The following is an 18,188-nucleotide window of genomic DNA, read 5'->3' on the forward strand; positions in this document are numbered from 1 at the left end:
CTGGACCGCTTGACGGTCGACGCAAGGCGGGAACTTTTACGGTTCTCCTTAAGGCCGCGCCTTGCGCCCGTGAAGTGCCGTTCTCCCGTCCGGGTGAGACTCCCGGGGCCGAGGTCTCCCTGTCGCGAAGCTTGCTCCCAGGGGCAGGCAAATCAAATCCGAAAGGAGCGAAAAGCCTGGTCATGGGGAGGCCGCCTAATAAGGATTGACATAATGTGTCAAGAATTGTTAGGTTTTTTGAACCAGGTCTACGTTATGGTCAGGGCTGAGGAAATAATGGTTAAAGACGTGGCGGTCGTGCGCCCGGACGATGTGGTGACCGACGTGGTGGGCCTCTTCGTTGAAAGGAACGTCACCAGCGCGGTGGTAGTCGACGAGAAAAATACCGTCAAAGGCATTATTACCGACGGCGACATTATGGCCGCCGTAAGGCGCCGTCGTCCGTTGGTGGTAGACTTTTTTAATTTTATATGGGCGGCCGGGGACGAAGTCGATCTGGCCGTCAAAGCGGAGGCCCTGTCGACAATGAAGGTAAAAGACCTCATGACCAAACAGGTTATAACGGTAGGAGAGGATACGGAGATACTTGAAATCGCCCGGCTGATGGCCGAACATAAAATCAAACAAATACCTGTAGTACGGGGAAACTTTTTAGTAGGACTGGTCCGCCGTTATGACATCGTCAAGGCTGTAGCCTGGCAGGTAAATAGATTACAGACCGATACAGAGTAGAGAAGCAGAAATTAATTTAGCAGACGGTGGTGTGGCGGCCAAAAATTTATTCTTTAGCAGGAGCAATAACTCAACCTGGATTGGAGTGCCCGGCTATAATATTGACAGAGGTAGCCAATAAATCAATCCCGGTTTACGCGGGATTTTCTGTTTTCGTGGCGTAACCATCAAAAAGCGTCATGACTACCATATTAACGAAAATAGTAGATGCTGGTAAGTTGAAATCATATAACGGTGGAAGTGCCGGTCAGGGATTCCTGGGGATGTACCTCCTGGCCGTTACTCCGGCGGAGCCCGGTGGAGGAGCATAGTCCGGCAGCTATCGAGATGTCTGGGGTTGCCGTTATGATAACCGGGGAACCTGAGGGTGCCTCTGGTGTAAAAATTATACCCGACCGTGATCGGGAACCTTTTAGCATTACAGAAGCGCCATAACTTAATAAAGGTGGGTCGGCTTTGAAAATATTAATCACCGGCGGTACAGGCCTTATAGGACGTTCCCTTTGTACAACACTCTTCCACGCAGGATATGATCTAATAGTTCTTTCACGTAACGCCTCAAAAGCGAGGGGTAGGTTACCCTCCGGGATTCAGCTTATCCAGTGGCAGCCCGGCGCGGAAGGGGTACCTTTGGAGGCACTGGAAGGTGTAGAAGCGGTTATCAACCTGGCCGGGGAGAATATCGGCGTCGGGCGCTGGACTGCTTCGCGAAAACAGCTTATTATGCAAAGCCGTGTGGGTATAACCCGGGCATTGGTAGAGGGCTTTCAAGGATTGAGTAAGCCTCCCCGGGTGTTCATTAGCGGGTCGGCAATCGGTTATTACGGCCCCTGCGGTGACGAAGAACTGACCGAAGCATCGTCACCGGGAAACGATTTTTTAGCTAAAGTCTGCCGGGCTTGGGAGCAAGAAGCCAACCGGGCCGGGGAATTGGGGGTGAGGGTAGTAACTATACGCACCGGTATTGTCCTGAGCAGGGAAGGAGGAACCCTGCCGCGTATGGTTACCCCTTTTCGTTTGTTTTTAGGCGGGCCGTTGGGCAGCGGCCGGCAATGGGTTTCCTGGATTCACATTGTTGATGCTGTAGGGATCATCCAACTGGCCCTCGAGCATACAAGCGTGGCTGGACCGCTAAATCTTACCGCACCCCAGCCGGTACGGATGGAGGAATTTGCCTCGGTTCTGGGAAGAGTGCTGCAGCGGCCTTCCAGTTTGCGAGTACCGGCATGGGTGCTGAAAATGGCCTTAGGGGAAATGGCCGCTCTTCTGCTTACCGGCCAGCGGGTGCTCCCGGCCCGGGCTTTGCAGGAGGGTTACCAGTTTCGCTATCCCGAGTTAGCAGGGGCCCTGGAAGATTTACTCATATCCTCACGCTATGAAAGAAGGGGATAAGGTGGACACCGGCGAAAGAAGGCTACTGTTGAGGAAAACATTAATTATAATGACCCTGCTACCAATCCTCGCCTTTACAGCCTGCGCCCGATCGTCTCCATCGCCAAAAGAAATTGGGGAGGCAGTAGCCATTGTAAATGGTCAACCAATAAGTAAGGAATCCCTGGAAAAAGAAATGCTTAGTATGCAATTCACGGCTGAAATGAGGATTCAATCAGGAACTGTTTCTATAGACGAGTTTCTAAAGAATTCCGGACGGGACTGGTCCGAGATGTCGCCAGAAGAAAAGCGTTACTACCTGCGGGCAAAACGTCAAAGCGAAATGACAGGGGAGAAGAATGAGGCTTTTAACCGGCTGGTGCGGGAAGAGGTTCTGTACCAGGAAGCGGTTAAAGAGGGATATAAAGTTTCTATAGACGAGGCCCGGCAGCGTTACCAGGAAATAGAGACCCTTTCCCGGGAAACCCTAAAAGAGGCGCTTAAAGATGCAAAAACCAAGGAAGAGATAGAAAGGCTGCAAGAGGTTGAAAAGAGGTTCATGGAATTGATGGGCTTTACCAGTCCGGAAGCGCTAACAGAATACCGGGTGCAAAGGCTCATGCGGACAATGCCCATTAGCCGTTTACGGGAAAAGTTTAAAGCGGATTGGGGCAATAAACACCCGGAAATCCGCGGGGATGAGTTCCGGTACATGGTGGAAAATCGCTGGGAAGATTATACTAACGAACTTTTGCGAAAGGCCGATATTCGTATCAAAGACAAAGACCTTGAAGTAATTTATGATTAGTCTTTTTCCCCACCTTAGCAGGAACTCCTGTTCTGTTGGCGAATAGCAAAAGTTGGGGAGAAAACCACCGGGGGGTTAACCATGCTAGCCATTGTCAATTCCGTCGTTCTCGTGGGTCTGGAGGGGCACGGGGTCAGGGTAGAGGTGGACATCAGCAGCGGGCTTCCGGTTTTTGATATAGTAGGCCTGCCGGACCCCTCCGTGAAAGAGGCGCGGGAACGGGTGCGGGCGGCAATTAAAAACTCCGGCTTTGACTTTCCTTTACGCCGGATAATCGTTAACCTGGCCCCTGGTGATATTAAAAAAGAGGGTCCCATCTATGACCTGCCTATTGCCCTGGGTATCCTGATGGCTGCGGAAGAACTTGGCAGCGGGCCGGCGGCGGCCATCTATGCTGTGGGCGAGCTTTCCCTGGAAGGGAGCCTCCAGCCTATTCCCGGGGTTTTGCCCATGGCCTTGGCCCTGCAAGAGTTTCAGCCGGGGGCCACCTTTATTGTTCCGGCGGCCAATGCCAATGAAGCCGCCCTGGCCTCCAGGTTAAAGGTGCTGGCGGCAGAAAGCCTGGCCCAGGTGGTGGCTTACTGGCGCGGTGATGAGGAGCTACCGGAAGTTAAACCGGCAACAGGTGATAGCCCACCCCCGGTTTTTAATGGGGTGGACTTGGCCGATATCAAAGGCCAGATAGCTGCCAAAAGGGGGCTGGAAATAGCAGCTGCCGGGGGCCATAATATTCTCCTTATCGGCAGTCCCGGGGCGGGGAAAACCATGCTGGCCCGGAGCCTGCCTTCGATCCTGCCGCCCCTCACCTATGAAGAGGCCCTTACCGTAACCAAAATTTACAGCGTCGCCGGATTGCTGGCTCCCGGCCAGGGGCTGATAACGGAACGCCCCTTCCGCACACCCCACCATACAGCCTCGACGGCCAGCATCATCGGCGGCGGCCGGATTCCCAAACCGGGAGAGGTCAGCCTGGCCACCCACGGCGTGCTTTTCCTGGATGAAATGGCCGAATACCGCCGTGACGTCCTGGAGGCCCTGCGCCAGCCGCTGGAAGACCGGGTCGTCACCGTGTCCCGGGTGGCGGCCGCCATTACCTATCCCGCCGATTTCCTTCTAATCGGTAGTATGAATCCCTGTCCCTGCGGATATTACGGCGATGGGGTTAAAGAATGCCTGTGCACCCCCCACCAGGTTGTCCAGTACCGGAAAAGGTTATCCGGGCCTTTACTGGACCGGATAGACCTGCACCTGGAAGTTCCCCGCCTGACTTATAGCGAAGTTGAGGCCGGGACCGCCAGGGAAAATTCGGCTGTGGTTAGGGAGCGGGTGCGAACTGCACGCCAGAGGCAGCTGGAGAGATTTAAAGGTACAGGCGTTACCTGCAATGCAGCCATGTCCTCCCGCCAGGTACATCAATTCTGCCGCCTGGACCCCCAGGCGCGCACCCTATTGCGCGATGCCTTTAACAAGCTGGGCCTCTCCATGCGGGCCCATGACCGCTTGCTCAAGGTGGCCCGGACCATAGCCGACCTGGAAGGGTCGGAGTTAATTGCTGCCGCCCACCTAGCCGAGGCTATCCAGTACCGCAGCCTGGACTGGGGGGAGGAGAAACAGGGTGCTTAGTTATAAAGTTATTTAAGGTAGGGCATGTTATCTGGTGTGAAACCAGGAGTTACCTGCCCGCCTCAAACATAAAAAGGAGGAGAACCTGCATGCCTGAATTTCAAGCCATGGGTTTAATCGCCGAGCTGATGGCCATTGCCGCCAGGACGGCGCCCAAGGCCGCCGGCAAAGACTTTATTGAGTTGAAAATCCTCCAGGGGGAAGCCCTGGAGCAGCTGGCCGCGGCTATGGTCCGCTATGGCCAGGAGAGCGGGAAAAAGAACTTTGACCGTGATGGCGATAATGTCCGCCGCTCGGATGCCGTTCTTCTGGTAGGGCTGAAAAATGCTGCTAAAACCGGCCTGGATTGCGGTGCCTGCGGAGTTCCCCGCTGTGCCGACCTGGAAAAGATCCATGATGGTCCCGAGTTTGCCGGGCCGATCTGCGCCTGGCGGTTAATGGACCTGGGGATAGCCCTGGGTTCAGCCGCCAAGATGGCGGGAATGCTCAACGCCGACAACCGCATTATGTACCGTATTGGTGTCGTAGCCAGAAAGATAGGCCTTATGGATGCCGACGTTATTGCCGGTATCCCCATCGCCGCTACCGGGAAAAACATTTATTTTGACCGCTAGGTTATTTCAAACGTGTTAACCTAATGACGCCCAGGGCCCTCCCCTGGGCGCCCATTCATTAAAAGAGCTTTGTGGAGGCGATTAAAATGACCTTCCGCTTTTACCTGCCTACCCGGGTATTTTTTGGCGAAGGGGTATTAAACGAGTATGGCGATTATCTCGGCCGGCTGGGCCGACGGGCCCTCGTAGTTACGGGTCGCAAAAGCGCCGTTGCCAGCGGTGCCCTGGCTGATTTTGAAGTCCTGGCTAAAAAGTTGGGGTTAAGCTGGGTTGTTTTCAACGAGGTACCGGCCAACCCGACCCTGGAGACAGTAGCTCAAGCTGTTGACCTGGCCCGCCGGGAGGGGGTTGACCTGGTCATTGGCATTGGCGGCGGGTCCCCCCTGGACACGGCCAAGGCCGTGGCTCTCCTGGTACCCAACAAAGCAGCGGCAGCCCGGCTTTACGAGGCCGACCTGCCGGAGCCCCCGCTGCCGCTGGCAGCAGTACCGACTACCGCCGGTACCGGCAGCGAGGTTACCCAGCATGCCGTTTTTACTTTACCGGCTAAGGAAATAAAAAAGGGTTTCAGCGACGACCGCTGCTTCCCCCTGGTGGCCCTGGTGGACCCCCGCTATACCTATACTTTACCCCGTGATATTACCATAGATACCGCCCTGGATACCCTGACCCATGCCATCGAAGGTTACCTGTCCAGGCGCTCCAACCCTTTAAGCGACACCCTGGCCCTGGAAGCCGTGCGCCTTTTTGCCGGGCAAAAGGAGGCTCTGCTGGCCGGAAACTTGCTCCCGGCAGCCAGGCGGGATCTCATGTATGCCGCCACCCTGGGAGGCATGGTCATTGCCCAGACCCGGACGACTATCCTCCATACCCTGGGTTATCCTTTAACCTACAGCCATGACATACCCCACGGCCGCGCCAACGGCTATTTGTTGGCGGCCTACCTGGAATTTATCCAGCCGGCAGAACCGGTTAAAGTTAACAATCTCCTTAAGGCCCTGGGGATGGCTTCCATAGAGGAAGTTCGGGAACTGATCCGGCACTTATTACCCCCCCTGGCCAAATTTCCAGCTAAAGAGCTGGATAGGATGGCCTCTCTGGCAGCAGCCAACGCGAGCAGCCTGGCCTGGACGGCCCGCCAGGCGACTGCTGCCGATTTAGGCAATATTTTATACCGGAGCCTGGGCTAGTATTCAAGAACCCGGCTCCGGGTTCCCATACCTTTAGGCCTGCCGCACCTCTCATGTCCCTCCAGGGGGACTTTTTTAATTCAGTCTTGACGGGACGGTAAAGAATAGATATGCTTTTAAAAAACCAGGTAACTTAAACTGCTAGTAGCAGGAAATTTCACCCAGACCGCGAAAGGTAACTGTTACAACTACTAAGCAGGGGAGAAACCATGGAAGAAAAACCGTTCTGGGTAGCCCTCCAGCAGACGCCGGGCCTGGGAGCTCGCCGGTTCCTCCAGCTGGTTAAAATTTTCGGCAGCCCCCGCGCTGCCTGGGAGGCACCGGATAAAGAGCTTCTGGCCGTAGAAGGTCTGGGTAAAGCAGCAACCGGCTTGATTAAGTGGCGCCGCCAGGTAACACCGGAAAAAATTATGGCTAAACTAGATACTGCCGGGATAAGAGTCCTGATCCTGGAGGATGCAGCCTACCCCCTGGAGCTCAAGCGCATTTATGATCCGCCGCCCGTCCTCTACTGGCGGGGCAGCCAGCTGCCGGGGGAAGGCCTGAAAATAGCCATCGTCGGTACCCGCCGGGCGACGGCCTATGGTCTTAAAGTGGCAGCCGATCTCGCTGCGGGTCTTGCCGCCGCCGGCGTCGGGGTTGTCAGCGGCCTGGCCCGGGGCATAGATGCTGCCGCCCACCGGGGAGCCATCCGGGGGAACGGTCTCACCTGGGGCATTCTGGGTTGTGGGGTAGACGTTATTTATCCTCCGGAACACCGGGAGCTTTACCATCAGGTAATGGACCATGGGGCCATCCTTTCCGAGTTTCCCCCGGGTACGCCGCCGGAGGCCGGCCATTTCCCGGCCCGTAACCGCATTATCAGCGGCCTGACGAGCGGTACAGTGGTCGTCGAGGCTGCAGCCAAAAGCGGCGCTCTGATTACAGCTGACCTGGCCCTGGAGCAGAACCGCGACGTCTTTGCAGTACCGGGGCCTATCACCAACCGTTACAGCCAGGGTCCCAATGAATTAATTAAACAGGGGGCCAGGGTGGTGACCGGGGTGGCCGATATTCTGGCCGAATATGAGCACCAATCCCTGTGGACCTTGTCCCCGCAGGAAAGCCGGGTGGAGGTGGCCCTGTCGGCCGCCGAGGAAAAGGTTATGGCTGCCCTCAGCGTTATGCCTGTTCACCTGGATACCATTATGGCCACAACCGGCCTGCCGCCGGGGGAAGTGAATACCGCCCTGCTTCAGCTGGAGATAAGAAAATTAATCCGGCGGTTGCCGGGAGGTTTTTACCTGCGCTGTTAGGGGGGAAAATTTTTGGCCCATACGCTGGTTATCGTGGAATCGCCGGCCAAGGCCAAGACCATTGGCAAATTCCTGGGGCGGAACTATACCATTAAATCATCCATGGGGCATATCCGCGATTTACCCAAGAGCCAGTTTGGCGTCGACGTCGAGCACGGTTTTGAGCCCCACTATATCACCATCCGGGGTAAAGGGGCGATTGTCAAGGAACTGCGGGCCGCTGCGCAGAAATCCCAGCGCGTTTTACTGGCTACGGACCCGGACCGGGAAGGGGAGGCCATTGCCTGGCACCTGCAGCATCTTCTTGAGCTGCCTCCCGGGCCTGTACGCATCGAGTTCAACGAGATAACTCGCAACGCCGTCCAGGAAGCTATAAAAAAGCCCCGGGAGATTGATCAAAACCGGGTCGATGCCCAGCAGGCCCGGCGGGTGCTGGACCGTGTCGTGGGGTACCGTTTGAGCCCCCTCCTGTGGCGCAAGGTACGTAAAGGTTTAAGTGCCGGCCGGGTGCAGTCGGTAGCCGTGCGCTTGATTGTCGACCGGGAAAGGGAAATCGAAGCCTTCCAGCCGGAAGAATACTGGAGCCTGACAGCCTGGTTGCTGGCCGGCGGTGACGGCGAGGCTTTCCCAGCGAAACTCTTTAAGTATGCCGGTGAGGAGCCGAAGATTAAAAATGAAGGCGAAATGCAGGCCATCCTGGCAGCCCTGGAAGGGGCTAGCTATGTCGTAACTGAGGTCAAGCAGCGGGAACGGCGCAAGAACCCGGCGCCTCCCTTCACCACCAGTACCCTGCAGCAGGAGGCTTCTCGCAAACTGAATTTCACCGCCAGGCGAACCATGCAGGTGGCCCAGCAGCTCTACGAGGGGATTGACCTGGGTGGCAGTGAAGGTCCTGTCGGCCTGATAACCTATATCCGTACCGATTCCACCCGTATTGCCAGCGTCGCCCAGCTGGAAGCCCGGGACTTTCTCATGGAGCGCTTTGGCCCCGAGTATGTCCCGGAGGACTTAAGGCAGTTTAAAGGCCGTAAGGATATCCAGGATGCCCACGAAGCCATCCGGCCCACTTCCGTCTGGCGGGAACCAGAAGCCTTGAAAAATGTCCTGACCCGGGACCAGTTCCGCCTCTACAATCTAATCTGGGAGCGCTTTGTGGCCAGCCAGATGCAGGCTGCCGTAATGGATACCATGACAGTGAAAATTAGCGCCGGTCCTTGCCTTTTCCGCGCTACCGGTTCGGTAGTTAAGTTTCCGGGATACTTACGGGTTTACCAGGAAGGTAGCGACGGTGAAGGTAAAGAGCAGGAACAAAGGCTGCCCGCCCTGGCAACCGGCGAGGTTTTAAAACTCCAATCCCTGGAACCCAAACAGCACTTTACCCAACCGCCGCCGCGTTATACCGAGGCCACCCTGGTGAAAACGTTGGAAGAGTTGGGTATCGGCCGGCCCAGTACCTATGCCCCGACCATTGAAACCATCCTGGAGCGCGGTTATGTGGTCAGGGAGCAAAAACAGTTTATCCCCACGGAATTGGGCCGGGTGGTGGTGGATCTCCTGAAGGAGCATTTTCCTGATATTATTGACGTCGAATTTACAGCCCAGATGGAACAGCAGCTGGACGAGATTGAAGCCGGAAAATTATCCTGGCGCCAGGTAGTAGCCGAATTTTACGAGCCCTTCAGCCGGGTCCTGGAACGAGCCGAAAGGGAAATCGACACCATAGAGCTCCCGGAAGAAGTCAGCGAAGAAAAATGTGAACTTTGCGGCCGCAACCTGGTTATCAAGACGGGCCGCTTCGGCAAATTTTTGGCCTGTCCCGGCTTTCCCGAGTGCCGCTTTACCAAGCCCTTGCTGGAGACCATCGGTGTTAATTGCCCCCGGTGCGGGGGAGAAATTGTGGCCCGGCGCACGAAAAGGGGGCGCAAATTTTACGGCTGCCAGAACTACCCGGAGTGCAATTACGTTTCCTGGGATAAACCCACTAACCGGAACTGCCCCCGCTGCGGGACCCGCCTGGTGGAAAAGGCTTCCCGCCAGGGGGTACGCCTGCTTTGCCCCAGCAAGGAATGCGGCTATGAAGAAAAGATCCAGCAGGCTAAATAGTTTGTTTACGGAGGCGATAAGTTGCCGGAAAAGCTGATCATTATTGGCGGCGGCCTGGCCGGCAGCGAGGCCGCCTGGCAGGCGGCCCGGCGGGGAATTAAAGTCGAGCTGTGGGAGATGCGGCCGGGTAAGATGACGCCGGCCCACCGTACCGGTTATCTGGCCGAGCTGGTCTGCTCCAATTCTTTGCGGGCCGATACCCTGGAGAACGCGGCTGGCCTGTTAAAGGCGGAGATGCGCCTGGCCCGTTCCCTCATTATGGCCGTAGCTGAGGAATGCCGCGTGCCGGCCGGCAAAGCCCTGGCCGTAGACCGGGAGGAGTTTGCCGCCCGGGTGACTGCGGCCCTGGAGGCGGAAGAACGGATTACCATTATCCGGGAGGAAGCCCGGGCCATACCCGTACAGGGCCCGGTGATCATTGCCACCGGACCGTTAACTTCACCGGCTCTGGCCGAAAGCCTTAAAGGTTTAACCGGCGCCGAGTATCTATACTTTTACGATGCGGCGGCACCCATTGTTACTGCCGAATCTTTAAATTACAGCCGTATTTTCAAGGCCTCCCGCTACGGGCGGGGGGAGGAAGACTACCTCAACTGTCCTTTGAATGAAGAGGAGTACCGGCGCTTTTACGAGGCCTTAATTACGGCCGAACGTCACCCCCGGCATGAATTTGAGCCCGAGGTAGTTTTTGAAGGGTGCATGCCGGTGGAAGTCATGGCCAGACGAGGACCGGATACCCTGCGCTTCGGCCCCATGCGCCCGGTGGGGCTTATAGACCCGGCTACCGGGAAGGAGCCCTATGCCGTGGTGCAGCTGCGGCGGGATAACCTGGCCGGTACCCTGTATAACCTGGTGGGTTTCCAGACGAGCCTCAAGTGGGGAGAACAGGAACGGGTCTTTCGCCTTATCCCCGGCCTGGAAGAGGCGGAGTTTGTCCGTTTTGGCGTCATGCACCGCAACACATATATTAATTCGCCCCGGGTGCTTAAACCTACCCTGCAGTTAAAAGAACACCCGCAGGTTTTCCTGGCCGGCCAGCTAACCGGCGTGGAAGGTTACATTGAGTCCGCCGCCAGCGGCCTGGTGGCGGGGGTCAATGCGGCGCGTTTAATCAAGGGCCAGGAACCCCTTACCCTGCCGCCGGCTACGGCCCACGGTGCCCTTCTTCATTATATTACTGATCCCACCCATACCCCCTTGCAGCCCATGCATATTAATTTTGGCCTGCTGCCGCCCCTGGAGCGCCGGGTGAAGGCCCGGGAGGTGCGTAATCGGGCTTTAGCAGAGCGGGCTTTGGAAATATGGTTCAGCCTCGGTGAATTTTCCGGCAATTGACTTGCACTATATAAGTGAATATGTTAGCATATATAGGGTTCGGGAGTGAGGGTATGATCGGTACTGCCTTTCAAGAAGGGCTGGAAGGGTTTATCTTATACCTGGAAGGTGAAAAGCAGGCCTCTCCCTGTACCGTTACCGCCTACCGGGCCGACATCGAGCAATTTGCTGCCTTTGTGTACGAGCGCCGGGGCCCGGGTGCCGGGCCGGGCGACGTTGATACCTGGCTGGTGCGCCGTTTTTTAGGATGGCTGAACCAATTGGGCCGGGAAAAGAGCAGCATGAACCGTAAGCTGGCTGCTTTACGGTCCTTTTATCGCTTCTTGCTCCGGGAGGGAAAGGTGGAGAGCAGTCCGGCGGCCCTGCTGGCAGGACCGCGCCGGGAAAAGCGTTTACCACGTTTTTTAAGCTATGCCGAGGTGGAAAAACTACTGGCCATACCGGCTGCTACCCCGCTGGGGTTACGGGACCGGGCCATGCTGGAAACCCTGTATGCTTCTGGCATAAGGGTGAGTGAGCTGGTCGGCCTGGACCAGGAAAACCTTGACCTGGAGGCCGGTTATGCCCGGGTTCTGGGCAAGGGACGGCGGGAAAGGATCGTCCCCCTGGGTGACCAGGCTGTTAGAGCCTTACGGGATTACCTGGCCCGGGGCCGGCCGGCGCTGGCCGCCCGTCGCAACCCGCCGGAAGCAAAAGCTTTGTACCTCAACCACCTGGGCGGCCGTCTGACCGTGCGGGGCGTGCGAGAGCGGTTGAACCACTACGTCGAGAAGGCGGCATTAAGGAGTGGTATCTCCCCCCATACCCTGCGCCACTGTTTTGCCACCCATATGCTGGAGCGGGGGGCGGATCTTAGGGTAGTTCAGGAACTCCTGGGTCATGTTAACCTTTCAACCACCCAGATCTATACCCATCTCAGCCAGGCCAGGTTACGAGAAGTATACCAGCAGGCCCACCCCAGGGCTAAAAGAAGTGAGGGGTAGAACCTGTGCAAGGTACAACGGTAATAGCCGTACGCCATAAAGGCAAGGTGGCCGTAGCTGGCGACGGCCAGGTGACCTTTGGCCATACCATTATGAAGCATAAAGCCCGTAAAGTACGCCGTTTATACCAAAATAAAGTCCTGGCCGGCTTTGCCGGCAGTGTAGCCGACGCCTTTACCCTCTTTGAAAAGTTTGAGGCCAAACTGGAGGAATACCACGGTAACCTCCAGCGGGCTGCCGTAGAGCTGGGGAAAGAATGGCGTACGGACAGGTTTTTACGGCGCCTGGAAGCCCTGCTGGTGGTGGCCGACCGGGATCATCTTTTGGTAATTTCAGGTAACGGTGAAATAGTTGAACCCGATGACGGCATCGCCGCCATCGGCTCCGGCGGTCCCTATGCCCTGGCGGCAGCCCGGGCCTTAGTAAAACATACCGACCTGGAGGCCGGTGCCATCGTCCGGGAAGCCATGGAGATTGCTGCTTCTATCTGCATCTATACCAACAATAATATTGTGGTAGAAGAACTCTAATGCCCAAGGGGAGGGGAAAAGTTTGGACCTTACACCCCGGCAGATAGTAGCCGAGTTAGACCGCTATATTGTCGGCCAGGAAGAAGCGAAAAAATGCGTGGCCATCGCCCTGAGGAACCGTTACCGCCGGCAGAAACTGGGCCCCGATTTACGCGATGAAGTCCTGCCCAAGAATATCATTATGATTGGCCCTACAGGTGTAGGCAAAACCGAGATTGCCCGTAGACTAGCGCGCCTGGTAGGGGCGCCTTTCTTAAAGGTAGAAGCTACCCGCTACACGGAAGTTGGTTATGTCGGCCGTGATGTAGAATCCATGATCCGGGAACTGGTAGAAAATGCCGTGAGAATGGTTAAAATAGAAAAGCGGGTTGAAGTAGAGGCAAAAGCAGCCAAACTGGCGGAAAAGCGTTTGCTGGACCTGATCGCCCCCCGGGTCGGGAAGGAAAGGGGTAGCCGTTCCCCGTGGGAGGTTCTCTTTGGTGGGGGATCGGCCGGCGGGGAAGGGATGGCGACCGAAGACGAGAATACCGCCGAACAGCGAGCCATCTTCAGGGAAAAATTAAAGCGCCAGGAACTGGAAGACATGATGGTGGAGGTGGAAGTAGAAGATAATGCCGTCCCGGGGTTTGTTATGGGCGGCCTGGGGCTGGAAGAGCTGGGGATGAACCTCCAGGATATGCTGGGCAGTATGCTCCCCCGGCGCAAGCGCAAGCGCCTGGTAACGGTGGCGGAAGCCCGGCGGATCCTCACCCAGCAGGAGGCCGATAAACTGATTGATATGGACGAGGTGGCGGCCATAGCTGTCCAGCGCGTGGAACAGGATGGGATCATCTTCCTGGATGAGATCGATAAGATAGCCGGGCGGGAAAAAGGGGGTGCCCCTGACGTTTCCCGGGAAGGAGTCCAGCGCGATATTTTGCCCATTGTGGAAGGTACCACTGTCCAGACCAAGTACGGCCCGGTGAAAACCGACCATATTCTCTTTATTGCCGCCGGGGCCTTCCATGTGGCCAAACCCTCAGATCTCATCCCTGAGCTCCAGGGGCGGTTTCCAATCAGGGTAGAACTTAAAAGTTTGAGCCGGGACGACTTCAAACGCATTTTAACCGAACCCCGAAATTCCCTGTTGCGCCAGTACACGGCACTTCTGGCAGTAGATGGTATAGAACTGCATTTTTCAGATGATGCTATTGCGGAAATTGCCGATATTGCTTATACTGTAAATAATCAGGGCGAAGATATCGGCGCACGCCGGCTGCATACTATCCTGGAAAAGGTTTTGCAGGATCTCCTTTTCCGGGCGCCAGAAGTGGAGGAACGCAAGATTGTTATCGATGCAACTTATGTCCGGCAACAGCTGGGCGACATAATGCAACATGCCGATTTACAAAGTTATATACTTTAAGGGAAGGAAGATGGTTGATGGAAACTTTGTTGGAAAGGTCAAGGAAAATCAACCGCCTGCTGCAGCGGGCGGCCGGTAATCCGGTGGACTTTCAAGAAATGGCCAATGTAATGCGTGATGTCCTGGGAGCCAACACTTACATTGTAGGCCGCCATGCCCGCGTCCTGGGATATGCCTTTGTTGAAGGTTTCACCTGCGACATTATGGAAGACATTGTCTTCCAGTCCGAGCGTTTTCCGGAACAGTACAATGAACAGCTCCTGCGCATTGACGAAACCCAGGCCAACTTTTGCCAGGTAGGCAACGCCTGCGTTTTTGACCTGGATAAAAAATGTGTCTTCAACAACAAGCTGACCACGGTCGTGCCTATTGTCGGCGGCGGCCAGCGCCTGGGTACCCTGGTCCTCTCCAAGTTTAACGTCCGCTTTGATGACGAAGACCTGGTCCTGGCCGAATATGGTGCCACCGTAGTTGGTATGGAGATCTTGCGTTCCAAAACCGACAAAATTGAGGAAGAAGCCCGCAAACGTGCTGCTGTCCATGTTGCCCTGGCGACCCTGTCTTACTCCGAACTGGAGGCCGTGGAGCACATCTTTGCCGAGCTGGACGGCGACGAAGGTATTCTGGTGGCCAGTAAGATCGCCGACCGGGCGGGTATAACCCGTTCCGTTATCGTCAACGCCCTGCGGAAATTCGAAAGTGCCGGCGTCATCGAATCCAAGTCCCTGGGCATGAAGGGGACCTATATCCGCATCCTCAACGATCACTTGCTGGAGGAGTTAGAAAAGCTTCGCCGTTAAATTGAGAGTATGACTTGCCGGGCACCATGGGTTTATGCTATACTAACCTCTGGTGCTTAATTCCACACGCACCGGAAGGTAGGAGAAGTGCCGTTTGCCAAGGTCCTCCTGACCTGATGAAGGTAGCGGCGGCTAAAACTACAGGAGGTGCAGTTCAGTGATTATTTCCATGAAGCAGTTGCTGGAGGCCGGTGTCCACTTCGGCCACCAGACGCGGCGCTGGAATCCTAAAATGGCACCGTATATTTTTACGGAGCGCAACGGGATTTATATCATTGACCTCCAGCGCACCGTCAAAAAGATTGAAGAAGCCTATAATTTCGTCCGGGACCTGGCCCGCGACGGGGGCAAAATCCTTTTTGTGGGCACCAAAAAGCAGGCCCAGGAAGCCGTCAGAGAAGAAGCCGAGCGCTGTGGCATGTTTTATGTCAACGTACGCTGGCTGGGTGGGACGCTGACCAACTTCCAGACCATCCGCCGGCGCATCGAGCGCTTAAAAGAGCTGGAGCGGATGGAAGAAGAAGGCACTTTTGAGGTGCTGCCCAAAAAGGAAGTAGCCCGTTTACGCAGTGAGAAGGAAAAACTGGAGCGTTATCTGGGCGGCATTAAGGAAATGAAGAACCTGCCTGATGCCCTCTTTATTATCGACCCGCGCAAAGAGCGAATTGCCGTGGCCGAAGGGCGGCGGCTGGGTATACCTATTGTGGCCATTGTCGATACCAACTGCGATCCCGATGAAATAGATTACGTTATTCCCGGTAACGACGATGCCATCAGAGCCGTCCGTTTGCTGACCAGTAAAATGGCTGACGCCGTTTTAGAGGGCCTGCAGGGCCAGGATCAACCGGAAGAAGTCGTGGGAGAATAATATTACTGAGCGTAGGTTTTACCTACGCTTACATAGTGTATACGTGCTGTCAATACCCGGCTGGCTGTTATAGTTTGTAACCTGCCAGTAAAAGTAAACAGTGGAGGAGTGAAGTTATGATTTCGGCTGCTGACGTCAAAGAGCTGCGGAACCGGACGGGAGCAGGAATGATGGACTGCAAAAAGGCCCTGGAAGAGTCGGGCGGCGACATGGAGCAAGCCATTGAATATTTACGTAAGAAAGGTCTGGCCACTGCAGCCAAACGGGCCGGTAAAATAGCCAGTGAAGGCCTGGTGCATGCTTATATTCATGGCGGGGGCCGGATAGGCGTTTTAATTGAAGTCAACTGTGAGACCGACTTTGTCGCCAAGACCGACGCCTTTAAGGAACTGGTCCACGACCTGGCCATGCAGGTAGCTGCTTCCCGGCCTGAGTATATAGCCCGGGAAGATGTACCGGAAGAAGTCCTGGCCAAAGAAAAGGAAATCTTAAGGGCCCAGGCGTTAAATGAAGGCAAGCCGGAAAAAGTAATCGACAGGATTGTTGCCGGCCGCCTGGAAAAATTCTTCCAGGATAATTGCCTCCTGGAGCAGCCTTTTATTAAAGATATGGATCGGACCATTCAGGACCTTATCAACGAGGCCGTAGCCAAGCTGGGCGAAAAGATTGTTGTCCGGCGTTTTGTCCGCTATGAAGTAGGCGAAGGTATCAAGGCGGAGGAATAAAGGGCAGAAAAAAAGGGCACCGCGGTGCTCTTTTTTTCCACGGGTGAAGAGGATTTTTCGGGAACGTGTAGAAAGTATTCAGGAGTTACGGAGGTATATACCAGGTATGGGGCAACCCAAGTTTAAACGGGTAGTTCTAAAGGTTAGCGGGGAAGCCCTGGCCGGCACCCAGGGTTTTGGTATCGACCAGGAAGTCCTCACTTCTATAGCCGCGCAAATAAAAGAAGTAAGGGATCTGGGAGTGGATGTAGCCATAGTTGTCGGCGGCGGCAATATCTGGCGGGGAGTTAAGGGTAGTGCCAGGGGTATGGACCGCGCCACGGCCGATTACATGGGTATGCTGGCGACGGTAATTAACGCCCTAGCCCTGCAAGATGCCCTGGAGAGCCAGGGTGTGGATACCCGGGTGCAGACGGCCATTGAAATGCGCCAAATTGCCGAGCCTTACATCCGCCGCCGGGCCATCAGGCATCTGGAAAAGGGCCGGGTAGTTATATTTGCTGCCGGGACAGGTAACCCTTATTTTTCCACGGATACTACCGCAGCCCTGCGGGCGGCCGAGATAGAAGCTGATGTTATTTTAATGGCCAAACGGGTTGATGGCGTTTATGATTCCGATCCCGAGATAAACCCCCATGCCAAGAGGTTGAAGGATCTCGATTACCTGGAAGTATTGAACGGTGGCCTGGGAGTAATGGACGCAACCGCTACTTCCCTGTGTATGGATAACCGCATTCCCATTATTGTCTTTGGCATAAAAGAAAAAGGCAATATCCTGAAAGTAATCATGGGTGAACCCATCGGTACCTTTGTCGGGAGGTTAGAGTGATGCTGGAGGAAATTTTAAAAGAAGCCGAGAGCAGAATGCAAAAGGCAGTCGAGAACTTACGCCGCGAGATGGCTTCTATCAGGGCGGGACGGGCCAATCCGGCCCTGCTAGAGAAGGTTACCGTTAACTATTATGGTACACCCACCCCCATTAACCAGCTGGCCACGGTTTCCGCCCCGGAAGCCCGGCTTCTGGTCGTCCAACCCTGGGACCGCAATATCCTGCCGGAAATGGAAAAGGCCATTTTAAAGTCGGACCTGGGGTTGACGCCGGCCAGCGACGGCACCGTTATTCGCATTGTTATTCCTCAGTTAACAGAAGAGCGGCGTACCGAGCTGGTCAAAATGGTCCGTAAGAAGGCTGAGGAATTCCGGGTACTGGTCCGCAATGCCCGCCGGGATGCCAACGACAAGTTAAAAGCTCAGGAGAAAAATAAAGCTGCTTCGGAAGATGAGGTCAAGCGGGCCCAGGACAGGGTCCAGAAGCTAACCGATAATTACATCCAGACCATTGATAAGATCCTGGCCAATAAAGAAGCGGAAATTATGGAGGTCTAGCTTTGACCGTACCTGACTGCCTGGGCTTAACCCTCGCTGAAGCCAAAAGGCTCTTGGCAGCTAGCGGATGGCAGGTGCATAATTACTCCTTTACCGGTCCCCTTCGCCCTTTACCGGGTGAGGAAGAAGAGGGCCGCGTCGTGCGTTTGCGCCTGGTGGGAGCCGGCCAGGTTGACCTGGTCCTGGCTTATGTAGATACTAACCACCAGTGAAAGGAGGTGTAAGGACCTATGCCCCATCGGATAACAGAAGAGTGCCTGTCCTGTGGCGTTTGTGCAGATGAGTGCCCCCAGGGCGCTATTTCCGAAGGCGAAGACACCTATGTTATTGACCCGGAACTCTGCACTGATTGTGGTACCTGTCGAGAAGCCTGTCCCAATGAGGCCATCGTCGAAGAATAGGATGGCGACAATCCCCCTC

20 protein-coding genes are annotated in these 18,188 nt (G+C 55.5%); all 20 read left to right on the forward strand.

The genetic code is table 11. The features are described 5' to 3' along the window. The first annotated feature begins 213 nt into the window (after positions 1–213). The 20 genes from E308F_RS07415 to E308F_RS07505 all read left to right on the forward strand — a co-directional run bounded on the left by E308F_RS07415 (position 214) and on the right by E308F_RS07505 (position 18,169). Positions 214–732, forward strand: a complete 519-nt coding sequence (locus tag E308F_RS07415) for a CBS domain-containing protein (protein WP_253260423.1) — start codon at positions 214–216, stop codon at positions 730–732. A 179-nt stretch (positions 733–911) separates the two neighbouring features. Further along, positions 912–1,043: a hypothetical protein gene (locus E308F_RS16645; RefSeq protein WP_256369527.1), complete on the forward strand. Its 132-nt coding sequence runs from the start codon at positions 912–914 to the stop codon at positions 1,041–1,043. 145 nt (positions 1,044–1,188) lie between these two features. Further along, positions 1,189–2,124, forward strand: coding sequence for a TIGR01777 family oxidoreductase (locus tag E308F_RS07420; protein WP_141264319.1), 936 nt, complete (start codon positions 1,189–1,191; stop codon positions 2,122–2,124). A gap of 202 nt (positions 2,125–2,326) precedes the next feature. Next, on the forward strand, positions 2,327–2,911 hold the full coding sequence (locus tag E308F_RS07425) for a hypothetical protein (protein WP_216364489.1): 585 nt from the start codon (positions 2,327–2,329) through the stop codon (positions 2,909–2,911). Positions 2,912–2,992: 81 nt separating this feature from the next. Further along, positions 2,993–4,534, forward strand: coding sequence for a YifB family Mg chelatase-like AAA ATPase (locus E308F_RS07430; protein ID WP_141264320.1), 1,542 nt, complete (start codon positions 2,993–2,995; stop codon positions 4,532–4,534). Between the two features lie 89 nt (positions 4,535–4,623). After that, positions 4,624–5,148 carry a ferredoxin domain-containing protein gene (locus E308F_RS07435; protein ID WP_141264321.1) on the forward strand — a complete coding sequence of 175 codons (525 nt, stop codon included), beginning with the start codon at positions 4,624–4,626 and terminating at the stop codon, positions 5,146–5,148. Between the two features lie 86 nt (positions 5,149–5,234). After that, complete coding sequence (locus tag E308F_RS07440) at positions 5,235–6,338, forward strand: iron-containing alcohol dehydrogenase family protein (protein WP_141264322.1); 1,104 nt, start codon at positions 5,235–5,237, stop codon at positions 6,336–6,338. A 209-nt stretch (positions 6,339–6,547) separates the two neighbouring features. After that, a complete protein-coding gene (dprA, locus tag E308F_RS07445) occupies positions 6,548–7,633 on the forward strand; it encodes a DNA-processing protein DprA (RefSeq protein WP_141264323.1) in 1,086 nt (361 codons plus the stop codon). 12 nt (positions 7,634–7,645) lie between these two features. After that, positions 7,646–9,736, forward strand: coding sequence for a type I DNA topoisomerase (topA, locus tag E308F_RS07450; protein ID WP_141264324.1), 2,091 nt, complete (start codon positions 7,646–7,648; stop codon positions 9,734–9,736). A gap of 21 nt (positions 9,737–9,757) precedes the next feature. After that, positions 9,758–11,071, forward strand: coding sequence for a methylenetetrahydrofolate--tRNA-(uracil(54)-C(5))-methyltransferase (FADH(2)-oxidizing) TrmFO (gene trmFO, locus E308F_RS07455; protein WP_141264325.1), 1,314 nt, complete (start codon positions 9,758–9,760; stop codon positions 11,069–11,071). Positions 11,072–11,124: 53 nt separating this feature from the next. Beyond that, positions 11,125–12,054: a tyrosine recombinase XerC gene (gene xerC, locus E308F_RS07460; RefSeq protein WP_141264326.1), complete on the forward strand. Its 930-nt coding sequence runs from the start codon at positions 11,125–11,127 to the stop codon at positions 12,052–12,054. A gap of 5 nt (positions 12,055–12,059) precedes the next feature. Next, positions 12,060–12,584 carry an ATP-dependent protease subunit HslV gene (gene hslV / locus E308F_RS07465; RefSeq protein ID WP_141264327.1) on the forward strand — a complete coding sequence of 175 codons (525 nt, stop codon included), beginning with the start codon at positions 12,060–12,062 and terminating at the stop codon, positions 12,582–12,584. Positions 12,585–12,606: 22 nt separating this feature from the next. Then, positions 12,607–13,989: an ATP-dependent protease ATPase subunit HslU gene (hslU, locus tag E308F_RS07470; protein WP_141264328.1), complete on the forward strand. Its 1,383-nt coding sequence runs from the start codon at positions 12,607–12,609 to the stop codon at positions 13,987–13,989. A gap of 17 nt (positions 13,990–14,006) precedes the next feature. After that, a complete protein-coding gene (codY, locus tag E308F_RS07475; protein WP_141264329.1) occupies positions 14,007–14,789 on the forward strand; it encodes a GTP-sensing pleiotropic transcriptional regulator CodY in 783 nt (260 codons plus the stop codon). Between the two features lie 169 nt (positions 14,790–14,958). After that, the gene (rpsB, locus tag E308F_RS07480) at positions 14,959–15,657 is read left to right on the forward strand and encodes a 30S ribosomal protein S2 (protein WP_141265215.1); all 699 of its coding nucleotides are present in this window, start codon (positions 14,959–14,961) and stop codon (positions 15,655–15,657) included. Between the two features lie 116 nt (positions 15,658–15,773). Then, entirely contained in the window at positions 15,774–16,382 is a 609-nt protein-coding gene (gene tsf, locus E308F_RS07485) for a translation elongation factor Ts (RefSeq protein ID WP_141264330.1), read from the forward strand. 106 nt (positions 16,383–16,488) lie between these two features. Continuing rightward, a complete protein-coding gene (gene pyrH / locus E308F_RS07490) occupies positions 16,489–17,211 on the forward strand; it encodes a UMP kinase (protein WP_141264331.1) in 723 nt (240 codons plus the stop codon). Next, on the forward strand, positions 17,211–17,768 hold the full coding sequence (gene frr, locus E308F_RS07495; protein WP_141264332.1) for a ribosome recycling factor: 558 nt from the start codon (positions 17,211–17,213) through the stop codon (positions 17,766–17,768). Before pyrH ends, frr begins: the two co-directional genes overlap by 1 nt. A gap of 2 nt (positions 17,769–17,770) precedes the next feature. Then, entirely contained in the window at positions 17,771–17,980 is a 210-nt protein-coding gene (locus tag E308F_RS07500) for a PASTA domain-containing protein (RefSeq protein ID WP_141264333.1), read from the forward strand. Between the two features lie 18 nt (positions 17,981–17,998). Beyond that, a complete protein-coding gene (locus E308F_RS07505) occupies positions 17,999–18,169 on the forward strand; it encodes a DUF362 domain-containing protein (protein ID WP_054937938.1) in 171 nt (56 codons plus the stop codon). Positions 18,170–18,188: the final 19 nt, after the last annotated feature.

This window comes from Moorella sp. E308F (assembly GCF_006538365.1).
Classification (GTDB): Bacteria; Bacillota; DSM-521; order Neomoorellales; family Neomoorellaceae; genus Neomoorella.